Here is a 20,313-nt window from a genome sequence, read left to right as displayed (position 1 = left end):
CCCCGCCCGACGGGGGCGCCGCAAGGTCATCGGCCGCAGATCGCTCTGCACCCGACGGGGTCTCCGCAGGGCCATCGGCCACGGGCCGCTTCCCACCGGAGGCGGTCCCCGCAGGATCCTCGGCGGCGAACTGTCCGCCACCGGTCGGGGTGCCCGCGGGGCCGTCGGCGGTGGGCTGTCCCGAGTCGGAGGGGCTGATCGCAGGGCCGTCGGCCGGAGGCTGGTCCCCGTCGGTGGGGCCGGGCGCCGGGGCGGCTTCGGTGGGGTCCTGCTCGGGCGTGTTCTCCGGGGCCCGGGGGCCGCGGTGGTCGGTGGGTCCGGTCGCCGGGGCCGTAGGGTCCGCGGCGTCCTCGGCCGGCCTGTCGTCGCCGGACCGGGGCTGCCCGCTCCCGCCGCTCACGTCCACGGTGTCCCCTCGTTCGAAGCGTCTTCCGCACCTGCCTGGTCGGAAGGGTCTCTGGTCGATGGTATGCGCCCGTGGCGGCGCGTTCCGCCCCGGCACCCCTGGTGTTCGTCCGGCGGACGCCCGGTGGCGCGGGCCGCGACTGGGTCACTGTCGGTGCCGGGCCGTATGGTCTGGGGCATGGACAGCAGCATCGACGAGGCAGTGACGCAGGACTCGGCAGAGGGGGCCGGGGCCGCCGGCGAGCGCGGCGCCCTCGCGCCGGTGTCGCTGTCGCCGTCCCGGGCCGGTGACTTCATGCAGTGTCCGCTGCTGTACCGGTTCCGGGTGATCGACCGGCTGCCGGAGAAGCCGAGCGAGGCCGCGACCCGGGGCACGCTGGTGCACGCCGTGCTGGAGCGGCTGTTCGACGCGCCCGCCGGGGAGCGGACCGCGCCCCGGGCGAAGGCGCTGATCCCGGGGCAGTGGGACCGGCTGCGGGAGAGCCGCCCCGAGCTGACCGAGCTGTTCGCCGACGATCCGGAGGGCGAGCGGCTGGCCGGCTGGCTCGCCGAGGCGGAGCGGCTGGTGGAGCGCTGGTTCACGCTGGAGGACCCCACGCGGCTGGAGCCGGCCGAGCGGGAGCTGTTCGTGGAGACCGAGCTGGACTCGGGGCTGCGGCTGCGCGGGATCATCGACCGGGTGGACGTGGCGCCGACCGGCGAGGTGCGGATCGTCGACTACAAGACGGGCAAGGCCCCGCGCCCGGAGTACGCCGAGGGCGCGCTCTTCCAGATGAAGTTCTACGCGCTGGTCGTCTGGCGGCTGAAGGGCATCGTGCCGCGCCGGCTCCAGCTGGTGTACCTCGGCAGCGGGGACGTGCTGACGTACGACCCGGTCCCGGCCGATCTGGAGCGGGTGGAGCGCAGGCTGCACGCGCTGTGGGAGGCCATCAGGCAGGCCACGGAGAGCGGGGACTGGCGGCCCCGGCCGACCAAGCTGTGCGGCTGGTGCGACCACCGGGCGCACTGCCCGGAGTTCGGCGGCACTCCCCCGCCCTATCCGCTGCCGGTGACCCCGCCCGGGGCCCGGGCGGGGTGAGGCGGCTGGCCGGCGCAGGGCAGAATGGGGCCGGACTAGCGAAGGAGTGTCACGTGGCCATCCGTGTCCTACTGGTCGACGACCAGCCCCTGCTGCGTACGGGTTTCCGGATGATCCTGGAGGCCGAGCAGGACATCGCGGTCGTCGGCGAGGCCGGTGACGGCCTGCAGGCCCTCGACCAGGTACGAGCGCTGCAACCGGACGTGGTGCTCATGGACATCCGGATGCCGCGGATGGACGGTGTGGAGGCCACCCGGCAGATCACCGGTCCCGGCCGGGACGGTCCGGCCAAGGTGCTGGTGCTGACCACCTTCGACCTGGACGAGTACGTGGTGGAGGCGCTGCGCGCCGGGGCGAGCGGCTTCCTGCTGAAGGACGCGCCCGCCAACGAGCTGGTGCAGGCGATCCGGGTGGTGGCGAACGGCGAGGCGATGCTCGCGCCGAGCATCACCCGGCGGCTGCTGGACAAGTACGCCACGCATCTGCCGTCCGGCGAGGAGCCGGTGCCGGACACCCTGCACACCCTCACGGACCGTGAGGTGGAGGTGCTGAAACTGGTGGCGCGCGGGCTGTCCAACGCGGAGATCGCGGCGGATCTGTTCGTCAGTGAGACGACGGTGAAGACACATGTGGGCCATGTGCTGACGAAGCTGGGGCTCAGGGACCGGGTGCAGGCGGCGGTGTACGCGTACGAGAGCGGGCTGGTGCGTCCCGGCGCCCAGTAGGCATCCGTCCGGCACGGCGTGTGACGACGGCGAAGGGCGCCCCGCTCCGCGAGGAGAGGGGCGCCCTTCGCCGTGTCCCGTGTCAGCCGCTCTTGCTGAGTTCCCAGAACCGGAACACCGTGGAGGCGTCCAGGCAGTACTCCAGGCCGTACACGCCGTCGCGGACGACCGCGTACTGCTTGGCCTGCCAGACCGGCAGCACGGGCAGTTCGTCGGCGACGATGTCCTGGAGCTTGCCGAAGTCCTTGTCGGTGGCCGAGCGGTCGCTCTGGGCGGCGGTGCCGGGCAGCAGGGTCCCGGTGATCGTGCGGTTGTCGTAGTGGTTGTTCAGCACATTGCCCCGGCCGAAGAAGGGGGCGGTGAAGTTGTCGGCGTCCGGGTAGTCCGGCACCCAGCCCTTCACGTAGACGCCGTACTTGCCGGCGGCGATGTCCTTCTCGTACTGGTCGAAGGCGACGGACTTGACGTCGGCGTCGAACAGGCCGCTGGCGTTGAGCTGTCCGGCGATGGCCTTCAGCTCCTCGTCGGTGGCGGGGCCGTAGCGGGACGGCGTGGACCACAGGGTGAGCCTCACCTTGCCGGTGATGCCGTCGGCGCGCAGCGCGGCGGCGGCCTTGGCCTGGGAGGGCCGGGCGCCGTAGGTGTCGAAGAAGGCGGTGTTGTGGCCCGCGACACCGGCCGGGACGATCGAGTACAGCGGGGTGGCGGTGCCCTGGTAGACGTCCTTGATCAGGGCGTCGCGGTCGATGAGGTAGGCCATGGCCTTGCGGACGCCGAGCTTGCCGGCCACCGGGTCCTTCATGTTGAAGACCAGGTGCTGCACCTCGGCGCTGGTGCCCTCGATGACGTCGATGCCCTTGCTGTCGTTCTGCTGGTCGAGCTGGGCGATGTCGGCCGCGGTCAGGCCTCGGTAGGCGATGTCGATGTCGCCGCCGAGGAGGGCTTCCTTCAGCGCTGTGCGGTCGCCGTGGAAGAACTTCAGGGTGACGCCGGAGTTGTTCGGCTCGGCGGTGCCCTTGTAGTTGCCGTTGACGGAGAAGACGGCCTGGTCCTTGTCGAAGGAGTCCAGCTTGTAGGGGCCGGAGCCGATCGCCTGGTGGTCGGTGCGCAGGGCGTTCGCGTCGTACTGGCGGTGGTCCACGATGGAGCCGGCGCCGGAGGCGATCTTGCTGGGGAAGGTGGCGTCGGGCACCTTCAGGTGGAAGACGGCCGTCTTGGCGTCCGGTGTCTCGACCTTGTCGAGCATCGGGAACATCAGGGCGGGACCGGCCGGGTCGGCGATCTTCAGCATGCGGTCGAAGGTGAACTTCACGTCCTCGGAGGTGAGGTCGTCACCGTTGCTGAACTTCAGGCCGTCCTTCAGTTCGCACTTGTAGACCATGGCCCGGGTGTCGGTGAAGCCGCACTGCTTCGCCAGTTCGGGCTGGGGTTCGGTCGCGCCCTTGGGGAAGCTGAGCAGCGACTGGAAGACGTTGTCGAACAACAGCCAGGAGCCGGGGTCGTAGCCGGCCGCCGGGTCCGTGGCGAGGACGTCGTCGGACATCCCCATCACCACGGAGGAGCCGGTGCCCCCGGAGTCACCGGACTCGGTTCCGCAGCCGGTCAGCAGGCCGGAGGCCAGCACCGCCGCGAGGGGCAGGACCGGCCACTGGTTGCGCAGGTTCACTCGAAGTGCCTTGTCGTCGGTTCGTCAGCCCGGGCCCGCCGTCCCTGGACCCGGGCACCGGGGGCCGCACCGTGCGCGGCCCCGGGTACGGGAGCCGTCAGCCGCTCACGCCGCGGCCGAGCTCCCACAGCTGAAGCGTCGAGGAGGAGTTGAGGGCGTAGGCCGTGCCCGTGATGTCGTCGCGGGCGGCGACGTACTGCTTGCCCTGCCACAGCGGGAGGACGGGGACGTCCTCGGCGACACGGTTCTGGATCTCCGTCAGGCTCTTGGACGCGCCGAGCCGGTCGGCCTCGCGGCGGGACTGCGGGATCAGCGTGTGCTGGATGGTGCTGTCGCTGTACGGCGAGCCGAGGAAGTTGTCCTTGTCCAGGAAGGGCGCGAGGAAGTTGTCGGCGTCGGGGAAGTCGGGGAACCAGCCCATGCCGTAGACGTCGTACTCGCCCTTCTGCTCGGCGGGCCGGAAGGTCGACCAGGGGTGGCCCTGGACGGTGACGTCGAACAGGCCGCTGTCGTTGAGCTGCTTCTGCAGGACCTCGAACTCCTGCTTGGTGGCCGAACCGTAGTGGTCGGTCGTGTAGTGCAGGGTCAGCTTCACCGGGGCGGTGACGCCGGCCTTGGCGAGCAGGGACTTGGCCTTGTCGGCGCTGGGGTTGCCGTACTTGTTGAAGAACGAGTTGGAGTGGCCGGTGACGGTGGCCGGGACCAGCGAGTACAGGGGCTCGGCCTGGGTGCCGTAGACCTTGGAGACCAGTTCGCCGCGGTTGATGACCTGGGCCATGGCCTGGCGTACGGCCTTGTCCTTGACGCTGGTGGCGTCGGTGTTGAAGGCCAGGTAGCGGATTTCCAGGCCGGGCATGTCGACGAGGTCGACCTTCTGGTCGCCGCCGGTGTCCAGCTTCTGGATCTGCGCGGGCGACATGGTGCGGGTCATGACGTCGATGTCGCCCTTGTCGATCGCCTCGCCCATGGCGTCGGCGCCGGCGAAGGAGCGCAGCTCGACCTTGTCGTTGTTCACCGTCACATTGCCCTTGTAGGAAGGGTTCTTGGTGAAGGTGGCCGTCGTCATGGCGTCGCCGTCGACATCGGCCTTGAAGGTGTACGGGCCGGAGCCGTCGATCTCGAAGCCCTCGCGGAGCTTGTCCTTCGGGTAGTCCTTGGGGTTGACGATGCCCGCGACCGGGGTGGACAGCTTGTACGGGAAGGTGGCGTCGGCGGTCTTCAGGTGGAAGACGACGTCGCGGTCGCCCTGCGTCTCGATCGTGTCGATGGTGTTCAGCAGGGCGGAGACACCGCTGCTGGAGTTGATGCGCAGCGCCCGCTCGATGGAGTACTTGACGTCCTCGGCGGTCACCGGGTCGCCGCTCGCGAACTTCAGGCCCTCGCGGAGCTTGCAGGCGTAGCGCTCGCTGCCGCTGTCGGTGAAGGAGCAGCTCTCGGCGGCGTCCGGGACGGGCTCGCCCTCGCCCTTGGGCTGCGCCATCAGGGTCTGCACGGACTGGCGCAGGATGTTCCAGCTGCCGACGTCGTAGGCGTAGGCCGGGTCGAGGGGCGCGGGGGCTTCCTTGGTGGCCGTGAACCGGTCCGTGGTACCGACGACGATGGCGTCACCGCTCGTGCTCCCGCTGTCGGATCCGCCGCACGCGGCGAGAACCGGGGTGAGCAGGCCGGCCACCGCCGGCAGCACCAAAGTCTTGCGGTTCATGCGGGAGTTTCTCCAGAGCTGTTCGGGTCCGTGCATCCGGCATGCGGGGGTGGTGCGAGGGGATCACGGGGGTTCTCGGCGATGTTCTCGCGATGAGATTAGTCCGCACCCGCAGGGGGTTCACGGTCGCGTGAGTTGACTCGCCATCACGCAGGGGAACCGGTCGCGGACACACCGAAAACCCGACAGCGGCAGGATTAGTGCAGCTTCCCATCAATCGGGACACAAGGTCACGTCCGAACCGCCCCGGTGGGGTCGCCCGACGGGTGTCGGCAACGTTGTCGGACCCCCCGCGAGTGGCGAACATCACACTCCGGGTCGTGATTCCGGCCGATTGAATCCGGCCGCGCGGCCGCTAGTGCGTGTGCGTCATCAGGCCGCGCAGGAATGCCAGGTCGACTTCCTCCAGCGAGGAGACGACGGTGCGCCCCAGGGCCGGGCCGATGGGGGCGACGGAGGGGACGGCGACGACGCGGCAGCCGGCGGCCTCGGCCGCGGCGACCCCGGTGGCGGTGTCCTCGACCACGGCGCAGCGGGCCGGGTCGGCGCCGAGTCCGGCGGCGGCGAGCAGATAGGGGTCCGGGAAGGGCTTGGTGCGGGAGACCTCGTCGCCGGCGACGGACAGGGTGAAGTGGTGCGGGCCCAGCACGGACAGCACGCGGTCGATGATGCGCCGGTGGGAGGCGGAGACCAGGGCGGTGGGGATCTCATGCGCGTGCAGTTCGGCGAGCAGCCGGGCGGCGCCGGGCATCAGCGGCAGTCCCGTGCCGATCCGGCTCTCGAAGCCCTCGTTGAGCAGCACGGTGAGTTCGGCCAGGCCGATGTCGGCGCCGGTGGCCTCGATGAGGAAGCCGGCGCTGCGGGTCATGGGGCCGCCGACCACGACATGGCGCCAGGTCTCGTCCAGGGTGTACCCGAGGGAGGCGAAGACCTCGACCTCGACGTCCCACCAGAAGCCTTCGGAGTCCACCAGGGTGCCGTCCATGTCCAGCAGTACCGCTTGCAGGGCGGAGCCTTCGGCCGTACGGGTTCCTGGCGCGGGGACCGTGCTGGTCATCCGGGCGCACCTCCTCGAGGGACGACCAGGCCGGCTCCCCGGTGGGGAACCGGCCTGCGGTGGACCGACCAGTCTACGACTTGTCCGATCAGTGTGCCGAGTGAGACGTGCGTCACCGTGCGTTGAAGTACTTCGCCTCGGGGTGGTGGATCACGATGGCGTCGGTGGACTGTTCGGGGTGGAGCTGGAACTCCTCGGACAGGTGGACGCCGATGCGCTCCGGGCGGAGCAGGTCGGCGATCTTGGCGCGGTCCTCCAGGTCGGGGCAGGCGCCGTAGCCCAGGGAGAACCGGGCGCCCCGGTACTTCAGGGCGAACATGTCCTCGATGCCGGCCGGGTCCTCGCCGCCGAAGCCGAGTTCGGCGCGTACCCGGGCGTGCCAGTACTCGGCCAGTGCCTCGGCGAGCTGTACGGACAGGCCGTGCAGTTCGAGGTAGTCGCGGTAGGCGTTGGCCTCGAACAGCTTCGCGGTCTCCTCGCCGATGCGGGAGCCGATGGTGACGACCTGGAAGCCGACGACGTCGGTCTCGCCCGATTCCTGGGGGCGGAAGAAGTCGGCCAGGCACAGCCGCCGGCCCCGGCGCTGGCGGGGGAAGGTGAAGCGGGTGCGTTCGTTGCCGTTCTCGTCCAGGACGATCAGGTCGTCGTCCTTGGACACGCACGGGAAGTAGCCGTAGACCACGGCGGCTTCGAGGAGGTTGTCGGTCTGGAGCCGGTCCAGCAGGCCGCGCAGCCTGGGCCGGCCCTCGCTCTCGACGAGTTCCTCGTAGGTGGGGCCCTCGCCGGTGCGGGCCTGCTTCAGCCCCCACTGGCCCTTGAACAGCGCGCCCTCGTCCAGCCAGCCGGCGTAGTCCTTGAGCGGGATGCCCTTGACGATCCGGGTGTCCCAGAACGGCGGGGCGGGCACGGGGTTGTCGGTGGCGACGTCGGAGCGGACGGCGCCCTGCTCCGGCTTCTCCTCCGCCTGGACGGTGGCGGTGGCGCGGACCCGGCGCTGGCGCAGTTCGGGGAGTTTCGCGCCGGGCACACCGCGCTTGACGCCGATCAGGGCGTCCATCAGGTGCAGGCCCTCGAAGGCGTCGCGGGCGTAGCGGACCTCGCCCTCGTAGATCTCGTGCAGGTCCTGTTCGACGTAGGCACGGGTCAGGGCGGCGCCGCCGAGGATGACGGGGAAGCGGGTGGCCAGGCCGCGCTGGTTGAGCTCCTCCAGGTTCTCCTTCATGATCACGGTGGATTTCACCAGCAGCCCGGACATGCCGATCACGTCCGCGCGGTGTTCCTCGGCGGCCTCCAGGATCGCGGAGACCGGCTGCTTGATGCCGAGGTTGACCACGTTGTAGCCGTTGTTGGACAGGATGATGTCGACCAGGTTCTTGCCGATGTCGTGCACGTCGCCGCGCACGGTCGCCAGCACGATCGTGCCCTTGCCCTCGTCGTCCGTCTTCTCCATGTGCGGCTCCAGGTAGGCCACCGCGGCCTTCATCACCTCGGCCGACTGCAGCACGAACGGAAGCTGCATCTGCCCGGAGCCGAACAGTTCCCCGACGACCTTCATCCCGTCCAGCAGGGTGTCGTTGACGATGTCCAGCGCCGGACGGTCCTGGAGGGCCGCGTCCAGGTCGGCCTCCAGGCCGTTGCGCTCACCGTCGATGATCCGCCGCTTGAGCCGCTCCTCCAGGGGCAGCGCGGCCAGTTCCTCGGCCTTGCCCGCCTTCAGCGACTTCGCCGTGGCCCCCTCGAACAGCTGCATGAGCTTCTGGAGGGGGTCGTAGCCCTCGCTGCGGCGGTCGTAGATCAGGTCGAGGGCGGTGGTGACCTCCTCCTCGCTGAACCGGGCGATCGGCAGGATCTTGCTGGCGTGCACGATCGCCGAGTCCAGGCCCGCCTTGACGCACTCGTCCAGGAAGACGGAGTTCAGCAGGATGCGCGCGGCCGGGTTCAGGCCGAAGGAGATGTTCGACAGCCCCAGCGTGGTCTGCACCGCCGGATGGCGCCGCTTCAGCTCACGGATCGCCTCGATCGTGGCGATGCCGTCCTTGCGGGACTCCTCCTGACCGGTGCAGATGGTGAAGGTCAGGGTGTCGATGAGGATGTCCTCCTCGCGGATGCCCCAGTTCCCCGTCAGGTCCGCGATCAGCCGCTCCGCGATCGCGACCTTCTTCTCGGGGGTGCGGGCCTGGCCCTCCTCGTCGATGGTCAGCGCGATCAGCGCCGCACCGTGCTCCCGCGCCAGCCGGGTCACCCGCGCGAACCGCGAGTCGGGGCCGTCGCCGTCCTCGTAGTTCACCGAGTTGATCACCGCCCGGCCGCCGAGCTTCTCCAGCCCCGCGCGGATCACCTCCACCTCGGTGGAGTCCAGCACGATGGGCAGCGTGGAGGCGGTGGCGAAACGGCCGGCCAGCTCCTCCATGTCCGCCACGCCGTCCCGGCCCACGTAGTCCACGCACAGGTCCAGCATGTGCGCGCCCTCGCGGATCTGCTCCCGGGCCATCTCGACACAGTCGTCCCAGCGGCCCTCCAGCATGGCCTCGCGGAACTTCTTCGACCCGTTGGCGTTCGTCCGCTCGCCGATGGCCAGGTAGGAGGTGTCCTGCCGGAAGGGGACGGTCTGGTAGAGGGAGGCGGCCCCGGGCTCGGGGCGGGGGTCGCGCTCGGGCGGGGTCACGCCCCGCACCCGCTCCACGACCTGGCGCAGATGCTCGGGCGTGGTGCCGCAGCAGCCGCCGACCAGCGACAGACCGTACTCGCGGACGAAGGTCTCCTGGGCGTCGGCCAGCTCCGGCGCGGTCAGCGGGTAGTGGGCGCCGTCCTTGCCGAGGACCGGCAGGCCCGCGTTGGGCATGCAGGACAGCGGGATGCGGGCGTTGTGGGCCAGGTAGCGCAGGTGCTCGCTCATCTCGGCCGGGCCGGTGGCGCAGTTCAGCCCGATCATGTCGATGTCCAGCGGCTCCAGCGCGGTCAGCGCCGCGCCGATCTCCGAACCCAGCAGCATGGTGCCGGTGGTCTCGACCGTCACCGACACGATCACCGGGACGTCGTATCCGGCCGCGGCCATCGCGCGGTGCGTGCCGAGGACGGCCGCCTTGGTCTGGAGCAGGTCCTGGGTGGTCTCCACCAGCAGCGCGTCGGCGCCGCCCGCGAGCAGCCCCTCGGCGTTGCGCTGGTAGGCGTCCCGGATCGCGGCGAAGGTGGTGTGTCCCAGGGTGGGCAGCTTCGTGCCGGGACCCATCGAGCCCAGCACCCAGCGCGGCCGGCCGTCGCGCGCGGTGAACTCGTCGGCGGTCTCCCGGGCCACCCGGGCGCCCGCCTCGGACAGCTCGTAGACCCGGCCGGGGATGTCGTACTCCCCGAGCGCGGTGAGGTTGGCCCCGAACGTGTTGGTCTCCACGCAGTCCACGCCCGCGTCGAAGTACGCCTCGTGGACCGAGCGGACGATGTCGGGGCGGGTCAGGTTGAGGATCTCGTTGCAGCCTTCGAGGTTCTCGAAGTCCGCGAGAGTGGGCTCCTGGGCCTGGAGCATCGTGCCCATGGCTCCGTCGGCGACCACCACACGGGTGGCGAGCGCCTCGCGGAGCGCGGACACACGGGCCCGGCTGTCGGCGGAAGGGGACGTTGGCGACGAGGCCATGTAAGGGCTCCCTGGAGTGCGACGGCTGTCGGCTATGCGGCTTCCCCGGACGGACGGGGCTTGCCGCACGGCGTCAGGGTAACCGGGAGTCGGCTTGGATGGGCACCACGTCCACGAGACGGACGTGAGTGGCCTGAATGTCACGCCACGATCACGTGTGATGTAACAGGTGGCGTCCGACCATTAGCGGGAGGTCGGCATGGACCGGTAGTGTTCGGCATTGCCGAACGGTGACTGCGCACTACGCAGTCGAAGGGGACGGAGGCAGGACGGCGATGGCACGGAACATCCAGTCGCTCGAACGGGCGGCGGCGATGCTGCGGCTGCTCGCGGGCGGCGAACGGCGGCTGGGGCTGTCGGACATCGCCTCGTCGCTGGGTCTGGCCAAGGGCACCGCCCACGGCATCCTGCGCACCCTCCAGCAGGAGGGGTTCGTGGAGCAGGACGACGCCTCCGGCCGCTACCAGCTGGGCGCGGAACTGCTGCGCCTCGGCACCACCTACCTGGACGTGCACGAGCTGCGCGCGCGGGCCCTGGTGTGGGCGGACGACCTGGCCCGCTCCAGCGGGGAGAGCGTGCACCTGGGGGTGCTGCACCAGCAGGGGGTGCTGATCGTGCACCACGTCTTCCGGCCCGACGACAGCCGGCAGGTGCTGGAGATCGGCGCCATGCAGCCGTTGCACTCCACTGCGCTGGGCAAGGTGCTCTCGGCGTACGACCCGGTGGCGCACAGCGAGGCGCTGGAGGCCGACCGGAAGCCCTTCACCGACCGCACGGTGTGCGACGCCGCCGGCTTCGAGCACATCCTCGACCTCACGCGCGCGCGGGGCTACGCGGCCGACGTGGAGGAGACCTGGGAGGGCGTGGCGTCGATCGCCGCACCCATCCACGACCGGCGCCGCATGCCGGTGGGCGCGGTCGGCATCACCGGAGCGGTGGAGCGGCTGTGCCGGGAGGGCGAGCTGCGCCCGGAGCTGATCGCGGCGGTGCGGGACTGCGCCCGCGCGGTCTCCCGCGACCTGGGCGCCGGGCGCTTCTGAGGCGGGCCGCCGGCGCGGAAGGAACACCGGCACGGGAACAGCCGGGACGTCGGGCGACGTTCCGGCCGTCGATCTACCCTAAAACCGACAAAAAACGCTATATCGTACGTCCGGGCACGAAGATCGATAACCCGCAGCGATCAATAACGATCCTGTTTTCGATAACAGAACTCTTGACGCACGCGTAACGCCGAACAAGACTCCCGTCCATCGGTCGGCATTGTCGAACACCTACCGGCAATACGCGCTAGAGTGTGACAACGCCAAGGGCCGGCATCGCTCTCACCCACGAGGGCGCCAGAACCACCGGAGGGACCCGGGGTTCGGCTACCCCTGGACGAAGGACAAAGGAGTCGCGGGTGTCCAGCTCCGACATCTTCATCGGCGAGACCATCGGTACCGCCATACTCATCCTGCTCGGCGGCGGCGTCTGCGCCGCCGTCACGCTGAAGGCCTCCAAGGCCCGCAACGCCGGCTGGCTCGCCATCGCCTTCGGGTGGGGCTTCGCCGTCATGACGGCCGCGTACATCTCCGGACCGCTGTCCGGCGCGCACCTCAACCCGGCCCTCACCATCGCCCTGGCCATCAAGGACGGCGACTGGAGCAACGTTCCGACCTACCTCGCCGGTCAGCTGCTGGGCGCGATCATCGGCGCCCTCCTGGTGTGGGCCGCCTACTACGGCCAGTTCCTCGCCCACCTGACGGACAAGGAGATCGTCGGCGGCCCCGGCGCGCAGGCCACCTCGGCCAAGGCCGTCGAGGCCCAGGAGAAGGGCGCCGGCCCGGTCCTCGGCGTCTTCTCCACCGGTCCGGAGATCCGGAACGTGGCGCAGAACCTCGCCACGGAGATCATCGGCACCTTCGTGCTGATCCTCGCCGTCCTCACCCAGGGCCTGAACGACCAGGGCAACGGCCTGGGCGTCCTCGGCGGTCTGATCACCGCGCTCGTGGTGGTGTCCATCGGTCTGTCGCTGGGCGGTCCGACGGGCTACGCGATCAACCCGGCCCGCGACCTCGGCCCGCGCATCGTGCACGCCCTGCTGCCGCTGCCCAACAAGGGCGGTTCCGACTGGTCCTACGCCTGGATCCCGGTGGTCGGTCCGCTGGCCGGCGGCGCGATCGCAGCGGGCGTCTACAACCTCGCCTTCGCCTAGGAAGCTTGCGGAAAGCACCGAGTCTTCGCGCGCACGCCGTACGCACAGCCCATCACCACGGACTTCCAGGAGCACACAGTGACCGACGCCCACACCGCAGGCCCCTTCATCGCGGCGATCGACCAGGGCACCACCTCCTCCCGCTGCATCGTCTTCGACCGGGACGGCCGCATCGTCGCCGTCGACCAGAAGGAGCACGAGCAGATCTTCCCCAAGCCCGGCTGGGTCGAGCACGACGCCAACGAGATCTGGACCAACGTCCAGGAGGTCGTCGCCGGCGCCGTGGCCAAGGCCGGCATCACCCGGGACGACATCAAGGCCATCGGCATCACCAACCAGCGCGAGACCACCGTGCTGTGGGACAAGAACACCGGTGAGCCCGTCCACAACGCCATCGTCTGGCAGGACACCCGCACCGACGCCCTGTGCCGGGAACTGGGCCGCAACGTCGGCCAGGACCGCTTCCGCCGGGAGACCGGCCTGCCGCTCGCGTCGTACTTCGCCGGGCCCAAGGCCCGCTGGCTGCTCGACAACGTCGAGGGCCTGCGCGAGCGCGCCGAGGCCGGCGACATCCTCTTCGGCACCATGGACACCTGGGTCATCTGGAACCTGACCGGCGGTGTGAACGGCGGCCGGCACGTCACCGACGTCACCAACGCCTCGCGCACCCTGCTGATGAACCTGCACACGATGCGCTGGGACGAGAAGATCTGCGAGTCCATCGGCGTGCCGGAGCGGATCCTCCCCGAGATCCGCTCCTCCGCCGAGGTCTACGGCGAGATCAGCGGCGGCCGGCTGGGCGAGCTGCTCGGCGGCATCCCGGTCGCCTCCGCGCTCGGTGACCAGCAGGCGGCCCTTTTCGGCCAGTGCTGCTTCTCCGAGGGCGAGACCAAGTCGACCTACGGCACCGGCACCTTCATGGTGATGAACACCGGCGAGAAGATCATCAACTCCTACGCCGGTCTGCTCACCACCGTCGGCTACAAGATCGGCGACCAGCCGACCGTGTACGCCCTGGAGGGCTCGATCGCCGTCACCGGTTCGCTGGTGCAGTGGATGCGCGACCAGATGGGCCTGATCTCCACCGCCGCCGAGATCGAGACGCTCGCGCTCTCGGTCGAGGACAACGGCGGCGCCTACTTCGTGCCGGCCTTCTCCGGCCTGTTCGCCCCGCACTGGCGCTCCGACGCGCGCGGGGTGATCGCCGGCCTGACCCGGTACGTGACCAAGGCGCACCTCGCGCGCGCCGTTCTCGAGGCCACCGCGTGGCAGACGCGGGAGATCGCCGACGCCATGGTGAAGGACTCCGGCGACGAGCTGGTGACCCTCAAGGTGGACGGCGGCATGACCGCCAACAACCTGCTGATGCAGACCCTGGCCGACGTCCTGGACGCGCCGGTGGTGCGGCCGATGGTGGCCGAGACCACCTGCCTCGGCGCCGCCTACGCCGCCGGTCTCGCCGTCGGCTTCTGGTCCGGCACGGACGACCTGCGCGCCAACTGGCGCCGGGCCGCCGAATGGACCCCCCGCATGGACGCGGAGACCCGCGCCCGTGAGTACAAGAACTGGCTCAAGGCCGTCGACCGGACCATGGGCTGGCTCGACGACGAGAGCTGAGCGGTTCACCCGTCTCAGTCAGCTCTGACGAGGAGTAAGTACCCGACATGACCAGTCAGTCCACCCTGCAGTCCGTACCTGCCCTGGGGACGCGCCCGGCCTCCGGCTCCAACCCGAGCCGCGCCGAGACCAGGGAGCAGCTCTCCAAGGCGTCGTACGACCTTCTTGTGATCGGCGGCGGCATCCTGGGCATCTCCACCGCCTGGCACGCCGCGCAGTCCGGGCTCAGGGTGGCGCTGGTCGACGCCGGCGACTTCGCCGGTGCCACCTCCTCCGCCTCCTCCAAGCTGCTCCACGGCGGCCTGCGTTACCTGCAGACCGGCGCGGTGAAGCTGGTGGCGGAGAACCACTTCGAGCGCCGGGCGGTCTCCCGCCAGGTGGCCCCCCACCTGGCGAACCCGCTCACCTTCTACCTGCCGGTGTACAAGGGCGGCCCGCACGGCGCGGCCAAGCTCGGCGCGGGCGTCTTCGCCTACTCCGCGCTGTCCGCGTTCGGCGACGGCGTCGGCCACCTGCTCTCGCCGGCCAAGGCGGCGCAGGACGTGCCCGAGCTGCGCACCGAGAACCTCAAGGCCGTGGCCGTGTACGGCGACGACCAGATGAACGACGCGCGCATGGCGCTGATGACGGTCCGCGCGGCCGTCGAGGCGGGCGCGGTCGTCCTCAACCACGCCGAGGTCACCGGGCTGCGCTTCACCCAGGGGCGGGTGACCGGCGCGGACCTGAAGGACCGGCTGTCCGGCGAGGAGTTCGGCGTGAACGCCCGCCTGGTGCTGAACGCGACCGGCCCGTGGGTCGACCACCTGCGCAGGCTGGAGGACCCGAACGCGGCGCCGTCCATCCGGCTGTCCAAGGGCGCGCACCTGGTCCTCAAGCGCACCTCCCCCTGGAAGGCCGCGCTGGCGACCCCCATCGACAAGTACCGCATCACCTTCGCCCTCCCCTGGGAGGACATGCTGCTGCTCGGCACCACCGACGAGGAGTACGAGGGCGACCCGGCGGACGTGTCCGTCAACGACAAGGACATAGCCCAGATCCTGGACGAGGCCGCGTTCTCCGTCCGGGACCAGCAGCTCAAGCGTGAGCTGATCACCTACGCGTTCGCCGGTCTGCGGGTGCTGCCGGGCGGCCCCGGCGACACCGCCAAGGCCAAGCGGGAGACCGTGGTCACCGAGGGCAAGGGCGGCATGCTGTCCGTCGCGGGCGGCAAGTGGACGACGTTCCGCCACATCGGCCGCACGATCATGAAGAAGCTGGAGGCGCTGCCGGGCCACCCGCTCGGCGACGACTTCGAACCGATCTCCTCGCTGCCGAAGAAGCTGCCGCTGCCCGGTGTCGCCAACCCGCGCGCGGTCGCCCACCGGCTGCTGGTCGACGCTCCGGCGCCCGGCCCGCGCATGGCCGCCGACACCGCCAGGCACCTGGCCACCCACTACGGTTCGCTGGCCTTCGACATCGCCCGGCTGGCGAACGAGAACCCGGAGCTCGCCGAGCGCGTCCACCCCGACGCCCCCGAGATCTGGGCGCAGGTGGTCTGGGCCCGTGACCACGAGTGGGCCGAGACGCCGGACGACGTGCTGCGCCGCCGCACCACGCTGACCATCCGGGGCCTGGCCACGGACGAGGTCCGGGCGAGGGTCCAGGAGGTCCTGGACGGGAAGTAGGCCCGCCCGCGCGGGAAGAACCGCGTCCGCGGGGGCGCCTCCGGCCGGGGGAGGCGCCCCCGCGGACGTACGCGCTCCGTGCCGGGAGTCCGGCGCGCCCGCGTGTTCCGCGGTGGCGAACGGGGCAGTGATCCGTTCACTCCCCCGTGCAAGGGGGCTGCGGGCGCCCCCGCGGGACGCCGTAAGGTTGGTGGGTCAAGCGAGGGCACGTCGGAAGGAGGCACTGGGTGATCGAGCTGGAGGGGGTTCCCGAGCTGATCGACCCAGTCATGGTGGCCGCGTTCGAGGGCTGGAACGATGCCGGCGACGCCGCCTCCACGGCGGTCGCGCACCTGGAACGCGAATGGAAGGGCGAGGTGTTCGCGGCGCTGGACGCCGAGGACTACTACGACTTCCAGGTGAACCGTCCCACGGTGTTCATGGACGGCGGTGTGCGCAAGATCACCTGGCCGACGACGAGGTTGTCGGTGGTCCGGGTCGGCGGCGACAAGCCGCGCGACCTGGTGCTGGTCCGGGGCATCGAGCCGTCCATGCGGTGGCGTTCGTTCTGCAACGAGCTGCTCGGCTTCGCGCACGAGCTGGGCGTGGAGCTGGTGGTCATCCTGGGCGCGCTGCTCGGTGACACCCCGCACACGCGTCCGGTCCCGGTCAGCGGGGTCACGTCCGACCCGGACCTGGCCCGCCGCATGGACCTGGAGGAGACCAAGTACGAGGGCCCGACCGGCATCGTCGGCGTCCTGCAGGAGGCGTGCACGCACGCGGGCGTCCCGGCGGTCTCGCTGTGGGCGGCCGTACCGCACTACGTCTCCCAGCCGCCCAACCCCAAGGCCACGCTGGCGCTGCTGAACCGTCTGGAGGACCTGCTGGACCTGCGGATCCCGCAGGGCGAGCTGCCCGAGGACGCGCGGGCCTGGCAGGTGGGCGTGGACCAGCTGGCGGCCGAGGACAGCGAGGTCGCCGAGTACGTCCAGACGCTGGAGGAGGCCCGGGACACCGCGGAGCTGCCGGAGGCGTCCGGTGAGGCGATCGCCCGGGAGTTCGAGCGGTATCTGCGGCGCCGGGACGTGGGCCCTCCGGGCGGCGGCAAGCCGAGGCCGCCCGCCTCCGGCGGCGGGGGCAAGGAGGAGGACGAGGAGGGTCCCGAGGGCTGAGGCAGTCGGCCCGGGGCATGGAGAAGGGGCGGTTCCCCGGCCGGGGAACCGCCCCTTCTCCCCCTTACGGGGCGTTTCGCGTCGGGGTGGTCACAGAGCCACGCCCAGCAGCGCGTCCACCGCGCGCGTCACCAGGCCCGGGGCGCCCGTGTCCGTGCCGCCCTCCTGCTCCTGCCGGGCCGCCCAGCGGTCCACCGCGGCGAGGGCGGTGGGGGCGTCCAGGTCGTGGGAGAGGGCCTCGCGGATCTCCTCCACCAGGGCGTCGGCCGAGGGGCCGTCGGGGCGGGAGACGGCCGCGCGCCAGCGGCCGAGGCGGGCCACGGCGTCCTGGAGGACCTGGTCGGTCCACTCCCAGTCGGCCCGGTAGTGGTGGGCCAGCAGGGCGAGGCGGATGGCGGCGGGGTCGACGCCGTCGCGGCGCAGCCGGGAGACGAAGACCAGGTTGCCCTTGGACTTGGACATCTTCTCGCCGTTCAGGGCGACCATGCCGGCGTGTACATAGGCCTTGGCCATGGGGAACTCGCCGGTGAGCACCTGGGCGTGCGAGGCGCCCATCTCGTGGTGCGGGAAGGCCAGGTCGGAGCCGCCGCCCTGGACGTCGAAGCCCATGCCGAGGTGGTCCAGCGCGATGGCCACGCACTCGATGTGCCAGCCGGGGCGGCCCCGGCCGAGCGAGCCGCCGTCCCAGCTGGGCTCGCCCTCGCGGGCCGCCATCCACAGCATCGGGTCCAGCGGGTTCTTCTTGCCCGGGCGGTCCGGGTCGCCGCCGCGTTCGGCGGACAGCAGCCGCATGGCGGCGGCGTCCAGGTGCGAGACCTTGCCGAAGTGCGGGTCGGACTCGACGGAGAAGTAGATGTCGCCGTCCAGCTCGTAGGCCGCGCCGATGTCGCGCAGCCGCTCGACGAGCGGGACGATGCCGGGTATGGCCTCGACCGCGCCGATGTACTGCCGCGGCGGGAGCATCCGCAGGGCGGTCATGTCCTCGCGGAAGAGGGCCGTCTCGCGCTCGGCGAGCGCGGTCCAGTCGACGTTGTCCCGCTCGGCCCGCTCCAGCAGCGGATCGTCGACGTCGGTGACGTTCTGGACGTAGTGGACCTGCCGCTTGGTGTCGAGCCACACGCGCTGAACCAGGTCGAACGCGTTGTAGGTCGCCGCGTGACCCATGTGGGTCGCGTCGTACGGCGTGATGCCGCAGACGTAGATGCGGGCGACGGGACCGGGGTCGAGGGTGACCAGACCGCCGGTCGCGGTGTCGTGGATCCTCAGGTCGCGGCCCTGACCAGGCAGGGCGGGGACCTCGGAAGCGGGCCAGGCATGCATGTACATGAGCCTAACCGGCCCCGAGCCGGGTGTACGAACGGGATCGGGCCGGATGACCGGTTCGGCGTTCTTGAACATCGGCGCCGGGTGTGCTGGGGCCGGAGCCGCTCACACCGGGGGCCAGGGAATGGCGGGCCATTCGCCGCTCGGCTCCGGGTGCCGGCCGGAGGTGAGCAGCGCGTCGACACGCGCGCGCGTGGCGTCGACCTCGGCCGTCGTGATCAGCGTGGCCAGCCGGGCGCCCAGCGGGCCGTCCAGGGCGTCCCGCAGCCCCTTGAGGACACCGACGGCCTCCTCGGGCAGGGGTTCGCCCGCCCAGCCCCACAGCAGGGTGCGCAGTTTGCCGTCCACGTTGAAGGTGACGCCGTGGTCGATGCCGTAGAGCCGGCCGTCGGCGGTGGGCAGCAGGTGGCCGCCCTTGCGGTCGGCGTTGTTGATGACCGCGTCCAGGACGGCGAGCCGGCGCAGCCGCGCGTCGTCGGCGTGCACCAGCAGCGCGGTGCGGCCCTCGCCGACGTCGGCGAACCCGATCGCCTTCCAGCCCGGCTCCGGCTCCTCGCCGTCGACCAGGGCGAGCAGCTCGGCTTCGGGGTGGACGTCGATCCACAGCTGGCACATGCCCTCGCCGTACGGCCCCTCGCGCAGCACGGTGGGCGGCACCAGGCCCCAGCCGGTCGCCTCGGAGACCTCGTAGGCGGCCACCTCGCGGCCCGCCAGGGTGCCGTCGGGGAAGTCCCACAGGGGGCGCTCCCCGGCGACCGGCTTGTAGACGCAGGAGGCCTGGCGGCCGTCGAGGGCGACCGTGCAGAACAGGGCCGCGTTGGACGCCTCGCGGATCCGCCCGCGTACGGTCAGCTCACCGTGCGCGAGCAGTTCGGCCGGGTTCGGGGCGGGCGTCACGCTCCGCGGCGGTATCCGTTCTGGCGCGGACATACGTGTCCTTCCGGGTCGAGCGGGAGGCTGCACAGCGGGCACGGCGGCCGCCCGGCGTTGACGACGTCGAGGGCGCGCTTGGCGAAGGCCCGGGCCTGCGCGCCGGTCAGCCGGACCCGCAGCATCGGGGGCCCGTTCTCCTCGTCCTGGAGCAGGCGCTCCTCGGCCTCGGCGAGGTCTTCCTCGGTGTCGGCGTCCAGCTCGACCAGCGCCTGCGCCTCGACGATCATGCGCTGGTCCTCGCCGTCCCAGGCCAGGGCCATGGTGCCGACGCGGAACTCCTCCTCGATGGGAGTGTCGAGCGGTGCGGTGTCGGTGATCTCGGCGGGGGCGACGGCGGGGACGGCGGCGCTGCCGCCACTACGCCGCACGACCTCGTCCAGCAGTTCGTCCATGCGCTCGGCGAGCGCGGCCACCTGGGTCTTCTCCAGGGCCACGCTGGTCACCCGGGAGCCCGCGATGGCCTGGAGGAAGAAGGTACGGCGCCCGGGCAGTCCGACCGTGCCGGCCACGAAGCGGTCCGGCTGGTCGTAGAGGAACACCTGACGGGACACGTCCTGTCTCCATAAAGTCGTGGTTTCGAGAGGTTCGGCGGTTGGCCGTACGGGAAAGCGAACGGGATGGGTCGCTTCACCCTACTGCGGCCGACGATCACGGTGCGCCCGCACCGCCTCCGACCGGTGCGTCTCCCTCGCCGGGTTCCTCGCGGGGGGCGAGCGAAGCGAAATCCCCGGTGTCGCCGAGGCGGACGAGATACGGCCGCAGCCGGGTGTAGCGGATCGCGGTGACGGAGCAGGGTTCGACGGAGATCCGCTGGAAGAGGTCGAGGTGCAGGCCGAGGGCGTCGGCGACGAGGGACTTGATGATGTCGCCGTGGGAGCACATCAGGTAGACGGCGTCGGCGCCGTGGTCGCGCTCCACGCGCGCGTTCCACTCGCGGACCGCCTCGGCGGCGCGGGTCTGCATGGCCCGCATGGACTCGCCGCCCGGGAAGGCGGCGGCGGACGGGTGGGTCTGCACGACCTCCATCAGCGGCTCGTCCTTCAGCTCGGCGAGCTTGCGGCCGGACCAGTCGCCGTAGTGGCACTCACCGATCCGCTCGTCGGTGTGGGAGCGCAGGCCGGGGCGGGCCTCCAGCAGCGGGCGCACGGTCTCCTGGCAGCGCTGCAGGGG

Annotated in this window: 15 protein-coding genes; 7 read left to right on the top strand and 8 right to left on the bottom strand. The window is 71.0% G+C overall.

From position 1 onward, the window contains the following. Nucleotides 1-583: 583 nt before the first annotated feature. Both H5J33_RS04455 and H5J33_RS04450 read left to right on the top strand, forming a co-directional pair. Nucleotides 584-1,483, top strand: coding sequence for a RecB family exonuclease (locus tag H5J33_RS04455; RefSeq protein WP_309485315.1), 900 nt, complete (start codon nt 584-586; stop codon nt 1,481-1,483). Nucleotides 1,484-1,536: 53 nt separating this feature from the next. Further along, the gene (locus H5J33_RS04450; protein ID WP_030608351.1) at nt 1,537-2,208 is read left to right on the top strand and encodes a response regulator transcription factor; all 672 of its coding nucleotides are present in this window, start codon (nt 1,537-1,539) and stop codon (nt 2,206-2,208) included. 82 nt (nt 2,209-2,290) lie between these two features. On the opposite strand, the gene H5J33_RS04445 is transcribed toward H5J33_RS04450, so the two are convergent. The 4 genes from H5J33_RS04445 to metH all read right to left on the bottom strand — a co-directional run bounded on the left by H5J33_RS04445 (nt 2,291) and on the right by metH (nt 10,261). Further along, nucleotides 2,291-3,874: an ABC transporter substrate-binding protein gene (locus H5J33_RS04445; RefSeq protein WP_181793464.1), complete on the bottom strand. Its 1,584-nt coding sequence runs from the start codon at nt 3,872-3,874 to the stop codon at nt 2,291-2,293. Between the two features lie 97 nt (nt 3,875-3,971). Next, nucleotides 3,972-5,576, bottom strand: coding sequence for an ABC transporter substrate-binding protein (locus H5J33_RS04440; RefSeq protein ID WP_181793463.1), 1,605 nt, complete (start codon nt 5,574-5,576; stop codon nt 3,972-3,974). A gap of 355 nt (nt 5,577-5,931) precedes the next feature. Beyond that, nucleotides 5,932-6,633 carry an HAD family phosphatase gene (locus H5J33_RS04435; protein ID WP_181793462.1) on the bottom strand — a complete coding sequence of 234 codons (702 nt, stop codon included), beginning with the start codon at nt 6,631-6,633 and terminating at the stop codon, nt 5,932-5,934. 112 nt (nt 6,634-6,745) lie between these two features. After that, a complete protein-coding gene (gene metH / locus H5J33_RS04430; RefSeq protein ID WP_181793461.1) occupies nt 6,746-10,261 on the bottom strand; it encodes a methionine synthase in 3,516 nt (1,171 codons plus the stop codon). Between the two features lie 275 nt (nt 10,262-10,536). Between metH and H5J33_RS04425 the strand changes: the two genes are divergently transcribed. The 5 genes from H5J33_RS04425 (at nt 10,537) to H5J33_RS04405 (ending at nt 16,887) form a co-directional block, all read left to right on the top strand. Beyond that, nucleotides 10,537-11,301 (top strand): IclR family transcriptional regulator, encoded by a 765-nt coding sequence (locus H5J33_RS04425; protein WP_030608365.1) that lies wholly within the window; start codon nt 10,537-10,539, stop codon nt 11,299-11,301. A 359-nt stretch (nt 11,302-11,660) separates the two neighbouring features. Beyond that, nucleotides 11,661-12,455 carry an MIP/aquaporin family protein gene (locus H5J33_RS04420; protein ID WP_181793460.1) on the top strand — a complete coding sequence of 265 codons (795 nt, stop codon included), beginning with the start codon at nt 11,661-11,663 and terminating at the stop codon, nt 12,453-12,455. Nucleotides 12,456-12,533: 78 nt separating this feature from the next. Further along, a complete protein-coding gene (glpK, locus tag H5J33_RS04415; RefSeq protein ID WP_181793459.1) occupies nt 12,534-14,072 on the top strand; it encodes a glycerol kinase GlpK in 1,539 nt (512 codons plus the stop codon). Nucleotides 14,073-14,119: 47 nt separating this feature from the next. Continuing rightward, nucleotides 14,120-15,736 (top strand): glycerol-3-phosphate dehydrogenase/oxidase, encoded by a 1,617-nt coding sequence (locus H5J33_RS04410; RefSeq protein ID WP_181793458.1) that lies wholly within the window; start codon nt 14,120-14,122, stop codon nt 15,734-15,736. Between the two features lie 227 nt (nt 15,737-15,963). Further along, nucleotides 15,964-16,887 (top strand): PAC2 family protein, encoded by a 924-nt coding sequence (locus H5J33_RS04405; protein ID WP_181793457.1) that lies wholly within the window; start codon nt 15,964-15,966, stop codon nt 16,885-16,887. A 90-nt stretch (nt 16,888-16,977) separates the two neighbouring features. On the opposite strand, the gene mshC is transcribed toward H5J33_RS04405, so the two are convergent. The 4 genes from mshC to H5J33_RS04385 form a co-directional block, all read right to left on the bottom strand. Then, complete coding sequence (mshC, locus tag H5J33_RS04400; protein WP_181793456.1) at nt 16,978-18,207, bottom strand: cysteine--1-D-myo-inosityl 2-amino-2-deoxy-alpha-D-glucopyranoside ligase; 1,230 nt, start codon at nt 18,205-18,207, stop codon at nt 16,978-16,980. A gap of 108 nt (nt 18,208-18,315) precedes the next feature. Next, nucleotides 18,316-19,140, bottom strand: a complete 825-nt coding sequence (locus H5J33_RS04395; protein ID WP_181793455.1) for an SCO1664 family protein — start codon at nt 19,138-19,140, stop codon at nt 18,316-18,318. Continuing rightward, complete coding sequence (locus H5J33_RS04390; RefSeq protein ID WP_030781397.1) at nt 19,104-19,694, bottom strand: DUF3090 domain-containing protein; 591 nt, start codon at nt 19,692-19,694, stop codon at nt 19,104-19,106. The genes H5J33_RS04395 and H5J33_RS04390 overlap by 37 nt, the downstream gene beginning before the upstream one ends. A gap of 97 nt (nt 19,695-19,791) precedes the next feature. Then, nucleotides 19,792-20,313: MSMEG_4193 family putative phosphomutase (locus H5J33_RS04385; RefSeq protein ID WP_181793454.1), on the bottom strand; the 522-nt coding region annotated here is incomplete at its 5' end.

It is taken from the genome of Streptomyces sp. WELS2, from assembly GCF_013870595.1.
Taxonomy (GTDB): Bacteria; Actinomycetota; Actinomycetes; order Streptomycetales; family Streptomycetaceae; genus Streptomyces.
Note: the sequence above shows the minus strand (reverse complement) of the source record. Positions and strands in the feature narration are given on the sequence as shown.